General features: G+C 67.0%; 17 protein-coding genes. 2 read left to right on the plus strand and 15 right to left on the minus strand.

The genetic code is table 11. From position 1 onward, the window contains the following. Genes gspG through ABS45_RS14770 form a run of 5 tightly spaced genes read right to left on the minus strand, consistent with a single transcriptional unit; the run spans window position 1 to window position 5514 of the window. A complete protein-coding gene (gspG, locus tag ABS45_RS14750; protein ID WP_291556646.1) occupies window positions 1–447 on the minus strand; it encodes a type II secretion system major pseudopilin GspG in 447 nt (148 codons plus the stop codon). Window positions 448–469: 22 nt separating this feature from the next. Continuing rightward, window positions 470–1687, minus strand: coding sequence for a type II secretion system F family protein (locus tag ABS45_RS14755; protein WP_291556648.1), 1218 nt, complete (start codon window positions 1685–1687; stop codon window positions 470–472). Beyond that, the gene (locus ABS45_RS14760; protein WP_291556651.1) at window positions 1680–3383 is read right to left on the minus strand and encodes an ATPase, T2SS/T4P/T4SS family; all 1704 of its coding nucleotides are present in this window, start codon (window positions 3381–3383) and stop codon (window positions 1680–1682) included. The genes ABS45_RS14755 and ABS45_RS14760 overlap by 8 nt, the downstream gene beginning before the upstream one ends. Before the next feature lie 23 nt (window positions 3384–3406). Then, the gene (locus ABS45_RS14765) at window positions 3407–4369 is read right to left on the minus strand and encodes a glycosyltransferase family 2 protein (RefSeq protein ID WP_291556654.1); all 963 of its coding nucleotides are present in this window, start codon (window positions 4367–4369) and stop codon (window positions 3407–3409) included. After that, complete coding sequence (locus ABS45_RS14770; protein ID WP_291556657.1) at window positions 4366–5514, minus strand: DUF1972 domain-containing protein; 1149 nt, start codon at window positions 5512–5514, stop codon at window positions 4366–4368. The genes ABS45_RS14765 and ABS45_RS14770 overlap by 4 nt, the downstream gene beginning before the upstream one ends. Before the next feature lie 123 nt (window positions 5515–5637). On the opposite strand from ABS45_RS14770, the gene ABS45_RS14775 reads away from it, so the two are divergent. Continuing rightward, entirely contained in the window at window positions 5638–7533 is a 1896-nt protein-coding gene (locus tag ABS45_RS14775; RefSeq protein WP_291556660.1) for a hypothetical protein, read from the plus strand. A 142-nt stretch (window positions 7534–7675) separates the two neighbouring features. On the opposite strand, the gene rfbC is transcribed toward ABS45_RS14775, so the two are convergent. From rfbC to ABS45_RS14810, 7 genes are all read right to left on the minus strand, one after another. Continuing rightward, window positions 7676–8257 (minus strand): dTDP-4-dehydrorhamnose 3,5-epimerase, encoded by a 582-nt coding sequence (rfbC, locus tag ABS45_RS14780; protein ID WP_291556664.1) that lies wholly within the window; start codon window positions 8255–8257, stop codon window positions 7676–7678. Between the two features lie 92 nt (window positions 8258–8349). Next, window positions 8350–9258, minus strand: coding sequence for a glucose-1-phosphate thymidylyltransferase RfbA (gene rfbA, locus ABS45_RS14785; RefSeq protein ID WP_291556667.1), 909 nt, complete (start codon window positions 9256–9258; stop codon window positions 8350–8352). A 14-nt stretch (window positions 9259–9272) separates the two neighbouring features. Beyond that, window positions 9273–9674 carry a type II toxin-antitoxin system VapC family toxin gene (locus ABS45_RS14790; RefSeq protein WP_291556670.1) on the minus strand — a complete coding sequence of 134 codons (402 nt, stop codon included), beginning with the start codon at window positions 9672–9674 and terminating at the stop codon, window positions 9273–9275. Then, complete coding sequence (locus ABS45_RS14795) at window positions 9671–9913, minus strand: hypothetical protein (RefSeq protein ID WP_291556673.1); 243 nt, start codon at window positions 9911–9913, stop codon at window positions 9671–9673. The genes ABS45_RS14790 and ABS45_RS14795 overlap by 4 nt, the downstream gene beginning before the upstream one ends. A gap of 63 nt (window positions 9914–9976) precedes the next feature. Then, window positions 9977–10867 (minus strand): dTDP-4-dehydrorhamnose reductase, encoded by an 891-nt coding sequence (gene rfbD, locus ABS45_RS14800; protein ID WP_291556676.1) that lies wholly within the window; start codon window positions 10865–10867, stop codon window positions 9977–9979. Window positions 10868–11081: 214 nt separating this feature from the next. Further along, on the minus strand, window positions 11082–12140 hold the full coding sequence (gene rfbB, locus ABS45_RS14805) for a dTDP-glucose 4,6-dehydratase (protein ID WP_291556679.1): 1059 nt from the start codon (window positions 12138–12140) through the stop codon (window positions 11082–11084). Between the two features lie 176 nt (window positions 12141–12316). Beyond that, a complete protein-coding gene (locus ABS45_RS14810; protein WP_291556682.1) occupies window positions 12317–13099 on the minus strand; it encodes a type III pantothenate kinase in 783 nt (260 codons plus the stop codon). A gap of 141 nt (window positions 13100–13240) precedes the next feature. Here ABS45_RS14810 and lysM point away from each other — a divergent pair, with 141 nt between their 5' ends. Further along, the gene (lysM, locus tag ABS45_RS14815) at window positions 13241–13723 is read left to right on the plus strand and encodes a peptidoglycan-binding protein LysM (protein WP_291556684.1); all 483 of its coding nucleotides are present in this window, start codon (window positions 13241–13243) and stop codon (window positions 13721–13723) included. A gap of 64 nt (window positions 13724–13787) precedes the next feature. Here lysM and ABS45_RS14820 read toward each other — a convergent pair whose 3' ends face one another. The 3 genes from ABS45_RS14820 to glyS form a co-directional block, all read right to left on the minus strand. Beyond that, entirely contained in the window at window positions 13788–14507 is a 720-nt protein-coding gene (locus ABS45_RS14820) for a SprT family zinc-dependent metalloprotease (protein ID WP_291556687.1), read from the minus strand. Then, complete coding sequence (locus tag ABS45_RS14825; RefSeq protein WP_291556690.1) at window positions 14507–15277, minus strand: lysophospholipid acyltransferase family protein; 771 nt, start codon at window positions 15275–15277, stop codon at window positions 14507–14509. Before ABS45_RS14825 ends, ABS45_RS14820 begins: the two co-directional genes overlap by 1 nt. A 250-nt stretch (window positions 15278–15527) precedes the next feature. After that, window positions 15528–17690 carry a glycine--tRNA ligase subunit beta gene (gene glyS / locus ABS45_RS14830; protein ID WP_291556693.1) on the minus strand — a complete coding sequence of 721 codons (2163 nt, stop codon included), beginning with the start codon at window positions 17688–17690 and terminating at the stop codon, window positions 15528–15530. Between the last annotated feature and the right edge of the window lie 31 nt (window positions 17691–17721).

Below are 17721 nucleotides of genomic sequence, written 5' to 3' on the forward strand. Positions count from 1 at the left end.
TCAGTTGTAAACGTCGGCGTTCTCGCCGTCTCCGCCGGGGCGACCATCGGCGCCAAACGTGAAGATGTCCGGGTTGCCGCCGCGGCCGGGGAATTTGTACTGGTACGCATGGCCCCAGGGGTCCTCGGGCAGGCCTTTCTTGAGGTATGGGCCATTCCAGCCCCTGGCGGTGGCCGGGCGCTCGGCCAGCCCGCGCAGGCCTTCCGCATCCGTCGGGTAGCGACCGACATCGAGCTTGAAGAGGTCGGCCGCCTGCTCGAGCTCACCAATTTGCACGCGCGCGGTCTTGACCTTGGCGCCGCTGAGCTGATCGAGCACCTTGGGGCCGACCAGGCCGGCCAGCAGGGTCAGGATGACCAGCACCACCAGCAGTTCGATGAGTGTGAAGCCGCGGCTGGCGGATGCCCGGGGCCGCGCGATACGGCAACGGTTGAGAGAGAAAAACATGCAAAGTCCCTGAAACGGTATGTCAGATAGTGTCGTTGATGGAGAGCACGCCACCGAGGATGGCGACGATGATGAACGCCACCACCATGCCCAGCACGATGATGATGGCGGGCTCCATGGCGGCGAGCACGCGCCCCATGACGCGGCGGCCTTCGTCCTCGCAACGGCTGGAGAGGCTGAGCAGCGTGGCATCGAGCTGGCCGGTCTCCTCGGCCACGCGCACGAGCTGGCGTGTGCTGGTGCGCGCGAAGCGCGGCGTGGCAAAACCCTCGGACAGGCGCTGACCGCTCTTGACCTTGTCCGTCAGGGGCAGCATTTCTTCGCGCAGCGCGGCGTTGGTGAGCGTATCGACGGCGATGCGCAGGGCATCGACCATGGGCACGCCGCGCTGCAGCAGCGTGCCGAAGGTACGAAAGTACAGCGCAAACTGCAGGTTCTCGAGCACCTTGCCCATGAGCGGGATACCGAGCAGCGCACTGTCGATTGCCTGGCGACCGCCCGCGCTGACGGCCCAGCGCCGGATCAGCAGCCCGAGCGCCAGCAGCGACAGCATCAAGGCCATCCAGTGACCACGCACGAAATCGCTGAGCTGCAGCACGAGCTGGGTGGTGTAGGGGAGCTTGTCGCCCATCGAGTCGAAAATCTGCCGGAACTGCGGCACCACGAAGGCCAGCAGGATGATGACCGAGAGCACCGCGACCACCATGAGGATGAGCGGGTAGGTCATGGACGCGGCGATGTAGTTGCGCAGCTTGTCGTCGGCCTCGAGCTGGGTGGTGAGTTCCTGCAGGATGGTGTGCAGCGCGCCCGAGGCCTCGCCGGCGCGGATGAGCACGAGGTATTGGCGCCCCAGATCGCGCTCGAACGGCAGCAGCGACAGATACAGCGACTTGCCGCCGCGCACCCCCGCCTGCACCTGCGCGAGGAAAGCGTCCACGCGCGGATCGGTCACGGTCTCGCGCAGGATGGCGAGCGCCCGATCGAGCGGCATGTTGGCCTGCTTGAGATGCGCCATCTCGCGCGTGAACTGCAGCACCTGCGCGCGTTTGAGCCGCACCACCGGGCCCTGGGCCGCGTCACCGCCCTCGCGCACCGCGGCAGCGTCGGCGCGCGTCAGGCGCACCGGCGCGATGCCCTGCCCCATCAGGCGCAGCCGCGCAGCCTGGGCGTCGGCGGCGCGCACCGAGCCCTGGCAGGCCTTGCCGTCGGCCAGAGTGCCGGAGTAGTGAAATTCAGTCATTTTGACGCGCGACGCGCAGGACTTCCTCGGCCGTCGTCAGGCCGGAGAACACCTTGGTGGCGCCATCGTGCAGCAAGTTCCCGGCAACGTAGGCGCCGTGCACCGGATGGAGCGCGGTGCCGTGCGCCAGCACCTGCTGCTTGACGTCGTCGGTCATTTGCAACAATTCGTGGATGGCGAGGCGGCCACGGTAACCGGTGTTGCGGCAGGCAGCGCAGCCGACGGGGCGGTACAGCGTGGCGCCTTCGATCAAGGGTTGGCCCAGCGTGGAGGCCGCCATCCGCGCCTGCACTTCGGTCAGCGGCGCCTTGCACTCGGCGCACAACTGGCGCACCAGGCGCTGCGCCAGCACCGCGACGACGGAGGCGGTGATGAGATAGGGTTCGACACCCATGTTGATGAGGCGCACCACCGCGCCCATGGCGCTGTTGGTGTGCAGCGTGGACAGCACGAGGTGGCCGGTGAGCGCGGCCTGGACGGCGATCTCCGCGGTCTCCCCGTCGCGCATTTCACCGATCATGATGACGTCGGGGTCCTGACGCAGGAAGGAGCGCAGCACCTGGGCGAAGTTCAGGCCGATCTGCGGCTGCACCTGCACCTGGTTGAGCCACTGCAGGCGGTATTCGATCGGGTCTTCGACGGTCAGGATCTTGAGGTTCTGACCCTCGAGCTGCTGCAGCGAGGCGTACAGCGTGGTGGACTTGCCCGAGCCGGTCGGCCCGGTGACGAGCAGGATGCCGTGCGGCAGCGCCAGCAGCGCGCGCAGCGCCGCCAGCACCGCGGGGGAGAACTGCAGGCGATCAAGCGAGAGCAAGTCGAGGTTTTTCTCGAGCAGGCGCAGCACCACCGATTCGCCAAACGCCGTCGGCACGGTGGAGACGCGCACGTCCATCTCCTTGCCACTGACGCGGATGCGGGTGCGGCCGTCCTGCGGCAGGCGGCGCTCGGCGATATCAAGCTGCGAGAGGATCTTGATGCGCGAGACGATGGCCGGTGCATCCTGGTTGTCGATCTCGTCGATCGGGAAGATCTCGCCATCGACCCGGATACGCACGACGGATTTGTCTTCGTAGGTCTCGATGTGAATGTCCGACGCCTTGGCCGCGACGGCCTGCGCCAAGATCTGGTTGACGCGCTGGATGATGGGCGCCTCGGAGGCCATGTCGCGCAGGTGCTCGATGAATTCCGAGGCCTCCAGGCCGGCGCCCGGGCCTTCTTCGCCCGACTCCTCTTCATGCAGGTACCACTCGGCCAGGCGACTGTCAATCTCGGATTCGAGGCCGAAGCACAGATCCGGCACACGGCCAAACACGAGGCGCAGCGCAGCGCGCACTTCAGGGCTCAAGGGGTCGGTACAGGCAAAGCGCAGCTGCGCCCGCGCCCCGGTCTCTGTCGGCAGCGCGAGCAGGTGGTGCGCCAGCAGGAACCCGGCGTTGAGCGCCAGGCCATCGGGCGGTGCCGACGGGAAATCGGCCGCGCGCAGCAGAGGCAGGCGCGCCTGCTGCGCCAGCGCGGTGTAGACATCTGCCTCGGACACCAACCCCAGGCTGATGAACAGCTTGCCCAGGCGCCCTCCCAGCGAGCGCTGCACCTCCAGCGCACGCTCCAGGTCGCTGGCGGAGAGCTTGTGGGCACGGATGAGGAGTTCGCCCAGCTTCAACGGGGCATCCTGCTCGGTCATATCGTCCTTGGTCATGGGTCGTGTGGCGGGGGCATGCGTCACCACCACCACAGCCGGGCGCAGCGGTCGAGTTCCGGGCCGGTGTAATGGCTTCTGTAGTTCATGACGCGGCGCCACAAGGGGGCTTCGCGCCATGCAAGATAGTCACGCACCCAAGCATTATCCAGCCCGCGCTCGGCCAGCCGGGTCGCCAGTGCACCGGCCTGCGCCCGAGTGCCCGTACCCAGACCGCGAACGCGCCGGATCACGCCCGGTGCATCGCGGCACAGGCGCACCAGGCGCGCCCAGGCGCCGCGCCCCTTGGCGCCAAGCTGGTTGGCGCGATGCTGGCGGTACAGGACCAGCGGCTCATCGACAAAGCGCAGGCCCGCGCGCGCGGCAAGCAGGGCACACCACCAATCGTGCATCAGAGCGGCATCCGGGATGGGCAAGGCCAGCTCCAGCAACGCAGCATCGATCATCATGGCGCAGCCCGTCACCTGGTTGACGCTGAGCAGCGCAGTGGCTGAACAGCGCGCCGGGTCGTAACGCTGGTGGCGGATGAAGGATGGGTGGATGAGCGCCAGCGCCTCGTCGACGACGCGCAGGTCGCAGTGCACGAGGCAGGGCGTCTGCGCTCCCGCACTGGCCTTGAGCTGGCGCATCGCGGCCAGCAGCGTGGCGAGCTTGGAGGGCAGCCAGACGTCGTCCTGGTCGCAAAAGGACATGAACGATGCCGCGCCATCGCGCTGGCTTGCCCGCATCAGGCGTTCGAAATTGCGCACCACACCCTGCCGCGCTGGCGCGGGCAAGACCTGCAGACGGCCGGCCAGCCGGGGGCGATAAGTCTCGAGGATGTCGAGTGTGGCGTCGGTCGATGCGTCGTCGCCCACCAGCAGCCGCCAGTCCTGGTGGCTCTGATCCAGCAGCGAATCAAGCAGCGCAGGCAAATAGCGTTCGCCGTTGCAGGTGGCGAGCAGGATGTCGACCAAGGCGCGCTGCGTTCCGAGGGGTTGGCTCACTGCGTGCCCCTTGCGCACTGCTCGAGTGCCAGCGCCTCGTACGCATCAACGATGCGCTCCCAGTCGTAGTGTTGCGCCACGATCTGGCGCGCCCGGGCGGCACGGCGCGCCTGCTCTGCCGCGGTGCGCTCGCGCCACGCTTGCAAGCACCGGGCCAATTCGTCCGGCGTGGAGAAATAGCTGGCGGCATCGCGCGCGACCTCGCGGTTGTACGGGTTGTCGTGCGCGATGATCCAGTTGCCACAGGCCATGGCCTCGAGCAGCGAGGGGTTGGTGCCGCCCACGCTGTGCCCGTGCAGATGACAGGCCGCATGCACCCGCAGGCAGCGCAACAGGCCGGGGTCGTACACGCCGCCGATGAAGCGCACGCGCACGCTGGCATGCTCGAGCAACGCACGCTGATAGCCGGTGGCGCCCGTCACCGCGCCAACGACGATCAAGGGGCAATCCATCGGCTGCTGCAGATACCCCAGAATGATTTCGAGCAGGTGATTCTCGGGTTCGGGGCGGGCAACCACCAGCAGGTAGCGCCCGGGTTCAAGATTCCAGCGCGTCAGCGTCAGCGTGGACGCATCGCACTCGTCGGCCCGCACCGGCTCGGCGCCGTAGGCGATGAAGCTGCACGGCGCGCCGCGCGAATAGCGCTGGCGAAAGTGCTCGGCGATGGCCTGCGCATCGGCGATCAGGCGCGTGGCGCTGCGAGTGGCGACCCATTCCATCAGGCGCAAGTAGGTACGCGCCAGCCGACTCCACTTGCTGCGCGCCCATTCGAGACCATCGACGTTGATCCACACCGGCGTGCCCGAAAGGCGCGGCCACCAGCAGGCCCAGGCGGCGCCGTAGCCGAGCATGTACACGAGGTCGTAGCCTCGGCGCGCATCCCACAGGCAGGCACAGTCGTAGGCAAGCACGGACGCACTGCCCCAGGATGGGCGCCGACGGTAGCGCACATGTACCCCGCAATATTCATGATCGGGAGGGCGCGCACCACCATGTTCGGCGTAGACGGTCACCGCATGACCACGGGCGGCCCAGCGTGTCGCAAGCTGTTCGGCAAAGGTCTCGAACCCCCCATAGTCTGCCGGTATGCCGCGTGCGCCCAAGATCGCAATACGAAGAGAAAACTGGCGTGAGAGTGCTGTCACGGTGGCGTCGTGCGTGGAGAATAACGCGAACAATGCGGCACGCTGCGCGCGTGGGTATGAGTGTAAGGCAGCGCTTCCAATCCGGGATACTCGGGTGGGTTCACGTACGTACGCTTGTCCGCCATGCCCCTGCCACGCCGCACTTTCACCCGCCTGCTGCTGGCGCTGTTCGCCCTGCTGATGCTGGCCATGCTAGGCCTGCGATTGCACTGGCAACCGCTGGTAAGGCAGGAAGGGCAAGGCTCCGGCGCGATGCTGCTGGCACCGATGATCGGGGTGGTCGAACCCTGCATCGCCCTGCCCGGGCACACGGAGCCCGAGCCAGCCGCAAGCGCGCCCGGCGCGCAACGCTTGCGTGAGGACTGCACCGGCAAGACCGGTTCGGCGGCGGCGCTGGTGGAAGCCACGCTCGCGCAACTGCAGCCGCTGGCGCCGCCCGAGGACAGCGGCTACCCGCTGGGCTACACCTTGCCGGTGCCGCTGCTCCAGCTCTTCAAGGCGCAAGGACAAGACTGGGTGATCGACGAAGAGCGCGTGCAGCGCGTGGCGCGCACCATCCATGAGAGTGCGCGACCCTTGATTTTGTATCTCTTTGCCACGCATGTTTCAGCACATGCGCCCATCGAGCCGGTGCTGGCGCGTGACCCGGACAACCTGGCGCAAACGCGCGACGGACCGCTGCCCGTGGACCGCTACCACGGCGAGCCGCTCTACCCCTGGACGCTGGCGCGCACCGACAACACCTTGACCGCGCGACGCGTGCAGGCCGCGCGGGCTGTGCTGGGCGCGGTGTGCGAGCTGCCGCCTGGCGACCGCACGAAGATCCGCGGCGTGACGCTGCTGGGCGAGTTGCAGCAGATGTTTCCGCATTTTGAAACCGGCAGGGGGTTCGCGCTGCCCTACCGCGTGAGCGACTACAGTGCATCCTCGGTAGCCGGCTTTCGCGACTATCTGCGGGCGCAGTTTGCCGACGTGGCCCGACTCAACCAGGCCACGGGCGCGGCCTACGCGAGTTTTGACGAGGTGCAACCGCCGTCGCGCGACATTCGCAGCGAGCGCCTTGCGCACTACACCGAGCACATGGATTCATGGGCGCACGGCATCCTGCCAATCTCGGGCTGGGCCTGGGTACCGGAGCGCACGAACGATCTGTGGGTGCAGGTGTACCGCAATGGCGGGTTCCTCGGCCGCGTGAAGGTGAACCAGGGGCGCCAAGACGTGCTTCAGGCCAAACCGGAATTGCACGACGCGAACACCGGCTGGCGCCTGGACATGGATTTTCGCAAGCTGCCGGTGGGCCTCCATCGCATCACCGCGATGCTGGAGCTGGCGCCAGGGCAGCTGGTGCCGCTGGGTTCGCGCGACATCGCCATCATGGACCGGACGCAGCGCACGCCGCAGCCGCAGGCGCAGCAGCCGCTGCCACCCTCCGCGGCGGCGCCCGCAGGACTGCAGGGGCATGTGGACATACCAGAGCAGCTGCAGTCCTACTACTACAACCCGCTGGCGCCGCTCTGGCTGGCATTTCGCCGCCAGCAGGTGGCGCAGTATCTGCACTACTTCGATCAGGTGGTGGCGCAGTCGTGCCTGAGAGACACGCCGCGCTACACGCACCAGATCCTGCCGCAGGCCAACCCGGGTTGGGACCAAAACAAGTTTGCCGTCGGCGACACGCTGCGCACACAGGGCGACCTGCGCCTGGGCGTGAGCCTGTACGGCAACGCGAGCTACGACCCGGACACGGCCAAGTGGCTGGGCAGCAACGGCCAGCACGCATACGGCATCACGGAATTTCACCCGCTGCGGGCGATGAATGCCAGCGAGCTGCGCCGGACCTTGTCGCTGCACGGGCGCCGGGGCGCGAAGTTTCTGTCATTTTTTCTGGAGCCCACCTGGCAGGGGCAGGCGGTGGAGCAAGCGCACAACGCGTTCTCCTTCGATCCGGACAACCCGCAGTTCGGCTCGGCAGCGCTGTATCGATCGATGCAGGAGTTGCTGCAGCCGGCGCCGGTGCGGTGAGCGGCGCCGCTGGCCCTCACTCCTGCCCTCCCAGAGTGAGAGGGAGCGATACCGGGGCGGGTTTTCACCCTCGCCCCTTTGGGGAGAGGTTGGGAGAGGGGCTGCCTGACAACTGCGGTGGGCACGGTTGCGCCGCCGGCCCCTACCCCTGCCCTCCCCCAAAGGGGGAGGGAGCCAACACGGGAAGCTCGGCCTGCGCGAAAGGCACGCCCTGCGCATCCTTGGGCGAGAGCAGCGGCTCGCCCACGTCGGGCCAGGCGATCGCCAGTTGGGCATCGTTCCAGACGATGCAGCGTTCGGCCTGCGGTGCGTAATAGGTGGTGGTCTTGTAGAGAAAATCGGCACTTTCGCTCAAGACCAGAAAGCCGTGCGCCAGGCCCGGCGGAATCCAGAGCTGGCGCTGGTTGTCCTCGGAGAGCTCTTCACCCACCCACTGCCCGAAGGTGGGCGAGCCGCGCCGGATATCGACGGCCACATCCCACACGCACCCGCGCGTGACGCGCACCAGCTTGCCCTGGGCGTGCGGCGGCAACTGGTAATGCAGGCCGCGCAACACGCCGCGCGCGCTGCGGCTGTGGTTGTCCTGCACGAAGCTGTGATGGCTGCCGGTGGCTTCGTCGAAGGCCTGTTGGTTGAAGCTCTCGAAGAAAAAACCGCGCGCGTCGCCGAAGACGCGGGGCTGGATCAACAGGACGTCGGGGATGGCGGTGGGGGTGGCTTGCATGGGACTCTTGACGCTATCGGACTGTGGCTCCTTCCCCCCTCTGGGGGAAGGCGGGGATGGGGGCCGGTTTGCTCTGCCAGCGCTGCGGGCCCCTACCCCTTCCCCCCAGAGGGAGAGGGAGTTGAACCGCCATACAAGCCGCGCAGATACTGCCCGTAGGCATTCTTGAGCAGCGGCTGGGCGAGTTTTTCAAGCTGGGCCGAATCGATCCAGCGCTGGCGCCAGGCAATCTCTTCGGGGCAGGCCACCTTCAAGCCCTGGCGGCGCTCGATGGTGGCGATGAACTGGCTGGCTTCGAGCAGGCTTTCGTGCGTGCCGGTATCGAGCCACGCATAGCCGCGGCCCATGAGCTGAACGCTCAGTTGCTTCTGATCGAGATAGAGGCGGTTCAGGTCGGTGATCTCCAGCTCGCCGCGCGCCGAGGGTTTGAGGCTCTTGGCGAGATCGACCACCTGGGCATCGTAGAAATACAGGCCGGTGACGGCGTAGTTGGATTTGGGTGCCTTGGGCTTTTCCTCGATCGAGAGCACGCGGCCGGTGCCGTCGAATTCCGCGACGCCGTAGCGCTCCGGGTCCTGCACGTGGTAGGCGAAGACGGTCGCACCCTGCGCCTGGCCGTCTGCACGCACCAGCAGCGGCTGCAAATCGTGGCCGTGGAAGATGTTGTCGCCCAGCACCAGCGTGCTCGGGGCGCCCGCGAGGAAATGCTCGCCGATCAGAAAGGCCTGCGCCAGGCCGTCGGGGCTCTCCTGCACCGCGTAGCTCAGGTGCAGCCCCCACTGGCTGCCATCGCCCAGCAGTTGCGCGAAGCGCGGCGTGTCCTGCGGGGTGCTGATGATGAGAATCTCACGGATGCCCGCGAGCATCAGCGTGCTCAGCGGGTAGTAGATCATGGGTTTGTCGTACACCGGCAGAAGCTGCTTGCTGATGGCCAGTGTGGCGGGGTGCAGCCGGGTGCCGGAGCCGCCGGCGAGGATGATGCCTTTGCGTTGCAGGGTCATGGTGGGGCGTGCTTTCACGGAAGGGGCGAGGTCAGGGAACGGGCGGTCTCGGGAAAGGCGCGCAGGATCTTGCTGTCCATCGTCACCATGGGAGCGCCCCATTGCTGCGCCAGAGCGACGAATTCGCAGTCATAAGCCGAGCAGTCGCTGCGCTGCACCAGCTGCAGCACCTGATCGGAATCGATCTCATGCTCATGGCCATGCATCAGGTCTTGTGCTTCTCGCTGGATGGCGCTGGCCTGCGCCAGTGTCAACCAGCCACGGCGCAGGCTGCCTGCCAGAACGTTGCGAAATTCGCTGCGCCAAAGCACGGGAGCAAGCCAATCGGCATCCTGCGCCAGCAGGGTTTCGGCCGCCTGGGTGTGCTCACCGGGCAAATACAGGTAGGCCAGAACGTTGGTGTCGACAACGATCACGCGCGCCCTTCGCGCTTGAGGGCATCGATATCCGCAGCAGCAAACCGGGGAGCAAGGCCCGCACGCAAAGCCCGCGCACGCGCCAGGCGTTCAGCGGGTTGGTTGCCGGTGGCCACAAGCACGGTTTCCAGGCACACGATGGCTTCACTGTTGAGGCTGCGGCGGTTGATCCTGGCCGACATCTTCAAACGCTCGTAGACCAACGCCGGGATGTTTTTCAGGGTCAAGGTGGTGGACATGGTGGATTCGCCTCAATGAAACCGTTTCGGTTGCATTTTACAACCGCATCGTCATTCAGACGATTACAAAATCTCCGCCAACATGCGCGCCACGCCCTGCTGCCAATGCGGCAGCGTCAGGCCGAAGGTGGCTTGCAGCCTGGAGCAGTCCAAGCGTGAATTGAGCGGGCGCCTGGCGGGCGTGGGGTAGGCGCTGGTGGGCACGGGGGCGATGTCTGTTGCTTTGATTTGAATAGCTGGTTGCGATTGTCTGGCTTGCGCAATCACGTAATTTGCATACGAAAACCAGTTGGTCTCGCCGCCGGCGACGCAGTGGTACAGGCCGCCATCGTCGGGGTGTGTTTGCAGGTGGCGGATGGCGTGCGCCGTCACGTCGGCCAGCAGGTCGGCGCCGGTGGGCGCGCCCCACTGGTCATCGATCACGGTCAGGCGCTCGCGCTCTTGGGCCAAACGCAGCATGGTCTTGGCGAAATTGCCGCCGCGTGCGGCGTAGACCCAGCTGGTGCGCAAAATCAGGTGCTGGCAGCCCGATTGCCGGATCAGCTGCTCGCCTTCGAGCTTGGTGGCACCATAGACAGACAGCGGGCCGGTGGCTGCCTCTTCGCTGCGCGGCGCATCGCCGCTGCCGTCGAAGACGTAGTCGGTGCTGTAGTGCACCAGCAGAGCGCCCAGCGCCTTGGCCTCCCGGGCGATGCGTCCGGGCGTGGTGGCGTTGAGCAGGCGGGCAAAGTCAGGCTCGCTCTCGGCCTTGTCGACGGCGGTATGGGCGGCGGCGTTGACGATGACATCGGGCTGGAGCTTGCGCACGGTGTCGGCGATGCCGTCGGGGTTGGAGAAGTCGCCGCAGTGATCGCCACTGTCAAAGTCCAGCGCGATGACGTGCCCGAGCAAGGCCAGGCTGCGTTGCAGCTCCCAGCCGACCTGGCCGGATTTGCCGAAGAGCAGGATGTTCATGGGTGGTCTTTAACTCCTTCCCCCTTTGGGGCTGAGGGCTGCGGCTCCATCTGCGCCTGCGCGCAGATGGACAGCCCGAAGAGCGGCGGCGTCTCGCCGCCAGCACCGAGGTGGGGATGGGGGCGGCTCGCACCAGCACGGGTGTGGGGTTTTTCCAGCGCTGCCAGCCCCCACCCCAACCCTTCCCCAGAGGGGGAGGGAGTAAAGCGCAGATTCAGCTGACATAGTGTTTGGCCACCCAGTCGCGGTAAGCGCCAGACTGCACCTGCGCCACCCACTCGGGGTTGTCCAGATACCACTGCACGGTCTTGCGGATGCCGGTGGCAAAGGTCTCCGCCGGTTTCCAGCCGAGTTCGCGCTCGAGCTTGCGCGCGTCGATGGCGTAGCGCCGGTCGTGGCCGGGGCGGTCGGTGACGTAGGTGATTTGCGTGGCGTAGCTTTGGCCGTCGGCGCGTGGGCGCAGTTCATCGAGCAGGGCGCAAACGGTGTTGACGATGGCGATGTTGGGCATCTCGTTCCAGCCGCCGACGTTGTAGGTCTCGCCCGGCTGGCCCGCTTCGAGCACGCGGCGGATGGCGCTGCAGTGGTCGCGCACGTAGAGCCAGTCGCGCACCTGCATCCCGTCGCCATAGATCGGCAGCGGCTTGCCAGCCAATGCGTTGACGATGACCAGCGGGATGAGCTTTTCCGGGAAGTGCAGCGGGCCGTAGTTGTTGCTGCAATTGGTGGTCAGCACCGGCAGGCCGTAGGTGTGGTGCCAGGCGCGCACCAGATGGTCGCTGGCGGCCTTGCTGGCGGAATACGGGCTGTTGGGCTCGACCCGGTTGCCTTCGGTAAAGGCCGGGTCGCTGGGCGCAAGCGTGCCGTAGACCTCGTCGGTGCTGACGTGCAGAAAGCGGAACGCTTCTTTTCCGGTAGCTGGCAGCGCGCTCCAGTAGTGCCTTGCAGCCTCCAAAAGCCTGAAAGTGCCGACGACGTTGGTCTGAATGAAATCCTCGGGGCCATGAATCGACCGATCGACATGGCTCTCGGCGGCGAAGTTGACCACGGCACGCGGCCGATGCTCGGCCAGCAGCGTATCCAGCAGCGCCCTGTCGCCAATGTCGCCCTGCACGAAGCAGTGGCGCGCGTCGCCGTGCAGGCTGTCCAGGTTGTGCAGATTGCCGGCGTAGGTGAGTTTGTCGAGGTTGACGATGCCTTCCTCGTTGCGTGCGAGCCAGTCGAGAACGAAATTGGCGCCGATGAAGCCGGCGCCGCCGGTGACAAGAATCATGGGGGTGAAATCAGTGCTGCGCCACTGCGGGCGATGGCGTGATTATGGGAGAGGTTGGGTGTTTGAAGAGGTTGGGCGTTGAGCGGTTGGCGTTCAGCGTGAACTTCCCGCAAACGCGTCTCCTCTTCGCACGCTCAACGCTCAACGCTCAACGCTCAACGCTCAACGCTCAACGCTCAACGCCCAACCTTTTCCGCGGGCCAGCGCCGCACCGCGATTTCCAGCAGGCCATCGAAGATCAGGTTTTCCACCAGTTCAAAAGGCCGCGTCATGCTGGGCATCATTTTCCAGCCGGCGCCGCCCGTCATGATGCAGGCCGGCTCCAGGCCGGTGTGTTCGCGCAGATGCTGCCAGGTGCGCTCCACCGCGCCGGCGATGGCGTAGGTGCCGCCGCTGGTGAGCGCATCGCTGGTGTTGGTGGGAAACGGCCGCACCTCACCGGTGGGCACGCTCAGGCCGGCGGTGCCGGCCTCCAGCGCGCGCAGCATGATGCCGTGGCCCGGCAGGATCAAGCCGCCGAGAAAACGGCCCTGCGTATCGATCGCCTCGACCGTCACCGCCGTGCCCACCATCACCAGCACGATGGGCCGCGCCGCGCCCTGCGCCAGCATGTGGTGGCGCGCGCCTATCATCGCCACCCAGCGGTCGGCGCCCAGGCGCGCAGGGTGGTCATAGCTGTTGACGACGCCCGCCTCTTCCGTGCCCGGCACCACCCATTGCGGCGCCACATCCCAGGCGTCCATCTGCTCCTGCACCAGGCGCTTGATGGCGTCTCCCGCCACCACGCAGCCCAGCACCTGCGCAGGCGCGGCCAACGCCGCCCAGGCGCCATCGGCCAGGCGGTCCACATGGTCGAGAAACTCGACGCCATGCGCCAGCATCTGCGCGCCGGCGCGCGGCGCATCGAACAGCGCCCACTTCAGGCGCGTATTACCGACGTCGATGGCGAGGATGCTCATGGGGCGGATTATGTAGAAAAACCGGGCCTGCCCGGCCAGCGAGGCAGCATTGTCAAGGATGGTGTCCTGGCCCGATCAAAAACGGCGCACGGCTGCCGCGCCGCTATAGTGAGCCCCTTTCAACCCGAGGAGGACCACAGCATGGGATTGTTCAGTTTCATCAAGGAAGCCGGAGAAAAGCTGTTCGGCACGGCGCACGCCGCCGAAGCTGCCGCACCTTCGCAAGCCGACTTGAATGCCAAGGCAGGCCAGGCGATCGAGGCCTACATCGCGACGCAAAACCTGGGCGTGAATGACATCAAGGTGGCGTTTGCCGGCCCCGAGGGCAAGGTGACGGTGACCGGCACCGCGCCGACGCAGGCGGTCAAGGAGAAGGTGACGCTGTGCTGCGGCAATGTCTCCAGCGTCACCAGCGTGGACAACCAGATGGCGGTGACCAACCCCGAGCCCGAGGCGCAGTACCACGACGTGGTGCGCGGCGACACGCTGAGCGCGATTGCCAAGAAGTTCTACGGCGACGCCAACAAATACCCGGTGATCTTCGAGGCCAACAAGCCCATGCTCACGCACCCGGACAAGATCTATCCGGGGCAGAAGCTGCGCATTCCTGCGCTGGCAAAGTAATCAGGAAAGCTCCAAGGTGGTGACCGTCGGTGCGCAAGCGCCGATGGCCACTTTTTTTGCGCCGTCAATCCCACAGCGGCGCGGCGAGCTCACGCAGCTCGCGTCGCAGCGCGGCATGCTCCGGCACCACGGTGGCGACGATGGCCCAGAAGCGCGGGCTGTGGTTCATCTCGCGCAGGTGGGCGAGCTCATGCACCACCACGCTGTCGATCAGCGTCTCGCGGTAGTGCATCAGGCGCCAATTGAGCCGTATGGTGCCGCTGGCCGAGGCGCTGCCCCAGCGCGTGGCGGCGCTGGAGAGCACCAGCCGCTGCCAGCGCACCCCCAGCTGCGGCGCGAAGTGCGCCAGGCGCTCGGCGAAGTGGCGCCGCGCCTCGCGCTGGGCCCAGGCCTGCACGCTGGCGCGCAATGCGATGGGCGCACCACCGAACGCCGGCGGCAGATGCAGCGCTGCGCCTATGCGCAGCGGCGCGTGGCCGATCCCATCTAGGCGCAGCGTGAGCGGCGCGCCCAGCCAGGGCAGCGTGCCGCCATCGCGCCAGGCGATGCGCGCGGCCTCTTGCTGACGGGCGCGCTGCGCGTGGCGGGCAAGGTGGCGCACGATCCAGTCGGATTTCTCCTGCAACGCGGATTCGATCGCGGCCAGCGTCACCCAGCCCGGAGCGCGCACGACGAGCCCGGCATCGCCGACGATGAACCCTATGCTGCGCCGGCGCGCGCGCTCGAGTCGATACGGCACGGCGGCGCCACCGAGCACCACCTGGCGCGCTGCGGTGCCCGCCATCAGGAAGCGGCGCCCGCGCCAGCGGCGGCATCCGCCGGGTAGGCGTCCGGGTCCAGGCGCTGCATCTCGGCCTCTATCCATGCCTGCACCTCGGCCATGAGCTCGTCGGCCTTGCGCCCGGTGCTGGCGATCGGCGCGCCGATGGAGACATCGACCAGCCCCGGGCGCTTGATGAAGCCGCTCTTGGGCCAGACCCGCCCGGACGTGACCGCCACCGGAATCACGGGCGCGCCCGCGTCGATCGCCAGGCGCGCGCCGCTCACCATGTACTTGCCCGCCTGCCCGCGCGGCGTGCGCGTGCCCTCGGGGAACATCACCACCCAGATGCCCTGCCCCAGCAGTCGCCGGCCCTGCTTGATGACGCGCACGAAGGCGCGCGTAGGGTGGCCGCGGTCGATGTGGATCATGTCCATGCAGGCCATGGACCACCCGAAGAAGGGAATGTGCAGCAGCTCGCGCTTGAACACGTAGGCCACGCGCCGCGGCAGGATGGCGGGCATCATGAAGGTCTCGTAGGCCGACTGGTGCTTGACGAGGATCACCGCGCCCTGCTTGGGGTCGGTCGGCAGATTCTCCAGCCCGGCCACACGGCGCTTGATGCCCAGCAGCGGGTTGGCGCTGTTGGCGGCCAGCGCCAGCCAGGCACGCGCCGGCACATAGCTGCCGCTGGGACCGCCGCCGAACAAGCGCGCCAGCAGCACCGCGAGCGTGTAGGGTATGACCGTGACGATGAGCCACAGCATGTAGAGGATGGAGCGGATCAGGGGCATGGGTCAACCAGTGGATGAAGAGGTGCTGCCGGCCCCCACCCCGTGAGTTGCTCCTTCCCCCTTTGGGGCTGAGGGCTGCGGCTCCATCTGCGCCTGCGCGCAGATGGACAGCCCGAAGAGCGGCGGCGTCTCGCCGCCAGCACCGAGGCAGGGATGGGGGCTGAGCCTGGGCACACTCTCTTTGCCGACGCTGGCCCCCACCCCACCCTGCCCCAGCGGGGGAGGGAGTCAAACCGGGGCAGCATGCGCCTCACGCCGCCAACCTCGAAAGATCGGCGACGCGGTTCATCGCGTCGTGCAGCGTTTGCAGCAGCCCCAGTCGGTTGGCGCGCAACTCGGCCTCTTCGGCGTTGACCATCACGTGCTCGAAGAAGGCATCAACCGGCGCGCGCAGCGCGGCCAGGGTTTGCAGGCTGGCGGTGTAGTCACCGTGCCCGAACTGCGCATCAGCCTTGGGCGCGATGGTTTGCAGTGCGCTGTAGAGGTCTTTTTCCGCTGCCTCGCGCAGCAGCTCGGGCCTGACCTGCGAGCGCACCTCGCCCGCTTTTTTCAGGATGTTGGTCACGCGCTTGTTGGCCGCCGCCAGCGCGGGCGCTTCGGGCAATGCGGCAAAGGCGCGCACCGCCGCCAGGCGCGGCGCCACCTGCGCCAGCAGCGACGGGCGCAGCGCGAGCACCGCATCCACCTCTTGCGCGCTGTAACCCTGCTCGCGCAGGCTGCCCGCCAGGCGCTCGTAGATGAAGTCGGACAACACTGCAGAAATATCAGTGATATTGGCCTCGAACGCAGGCTGAGTATGCGCTAGAAGCTCTGACAACGATAGCGGCAAGTCCTTCTCGACCAGCATGCGGATCACGCCCAGCGCATGGCGGCGCAGCGCAAACGGGTCGCGATCGCCGGTGGGCGGGTTGCCGGTGCCAAACATCCCGACCAGCGTTTCAAGCTTGTCGGCCAGCGCCACCACCACGCCCACCGTCTCGCGCGGCAGGCTGTCGCCGGCAAAGCGCGGCTTGTAGTGGTCTTCGATGGCGTGCGCGACTTCATCGGGCAGCCCGTCGTTGACCGCGTAGTACGCGCCCATGATGCCCTGCAGCTCGGGGAATTCACCCACCATGTCGGTCAGGAGATCGGCCTTGGCCAGGTGCGCGGCGTTGTCCACGCACTCGAGCAGCCAGTCGCGCGCGATCTCGCCCTCGGGCGTTTGCAGCGTGTCGTTATTCGCGCTCATCGCATCGAACAGTTGCGTGCCTATGGCCTTGGCAATCGCGCGCACGCGCTCGACGCGCTCGCCCTGGGTGCCGAGCTGGTTGTGATAGACCACCTTGGCCAGTTGCGGCACGCGCGAGAGCAGCGTTTTCTTGCGGTCCTGGTCGAAGAAGAATTGGGCATCCGCCAGGCGCGGGCGCACCACGCGCTCGTTGCCCTGAATCACCGCACTCGCGTCCTCGGGGCTGATGTTGCTGACGATCAGAAAGCGGTGCGTGAGCTTGCCCTCGGCGTCCAGCAGCGGAAAGTACTTCTGGTTGGCCTTCATCGTGAGGATCAGGCACTCCTGCGGCACCGCGAGGAACTGCGCCTCGAACTGGCAGACCAGCACCTTGGGGCGCTCGACCAGCGCGGTCACTTCATCGAGCAAAGCCGCATCGTCGATCGCGTGCACGCCGCCGCCCACGCTGGCGGCCGCTGCAGCCAGCTGGCGCTGCACCTCGGCGCGGCGCGCGGCAAAGCCCGGGATCACCGCGCCCTCGCTGCGCAACTGCTCGGCGTAGCTGTCGGCGTCGCGCAAATCGATAGGATCGACGCGCGCCTCGAAGCGGTGGCCGTGCGTCGCGCGCCCCGCCATCAGGCCCAGCGCCGAGACGCCCTCCACCACGTCGGCACCATGCAGCACGACGAGGCCGTGCGCCGGGCGCACGAAGTGCACGCTGCTCCAGCCATCCTGCAGCTGGTAGCGCATCACCTTGGGGATGGGGAGCCTGGCAATGGCGTCATCGAGCGCTTTTTGCACCCCCTGCGCAAGCGTCGCGCCGCGCACCATGCTGTGCAGATGCAGCACCTCGGCCTTGCCGTCGTGCACGCGCTCCAGCGTGGCGATGGCGGATGCGTCGGCCCCCAGCGCCGCCAGCTTCTTGAGCAGCGCGGGCGTCGCCTGCCCGTCGGCCGTCAGGCCCACCGCCACCGGCATGAGTTTGTGCGAGACGGCCTGATCCTCGGCCTGCACGCGCACCTGGCTCACGTGCACGGCCAGGCGCCGCGGACTGGCGTAGGCCACGTGCTGTGACGCGGGCTCGGTCAGGCCCTGCGCCACCAACTGCCCAAAGAGCACATCGGCAAAGGCCTCGCCCAGATGGCGCAGCGCCTTGGGCGGCAGTTCCTCGACGAAGAGTTCAACAAGCAAAGAGGCGGTATTCATGGTTCTTGCTTCGGTATGTGACTCCTTCCCC

Source organism: Comamonas sp. SCN 65-56 (genome assembly GCF_001724135.1).
Lineage (GTDB): Bacteria > Pseudomonadota > Gammaproteobacteria > Burkholderiales > Burkholderiaceae_C > Comamonas_C.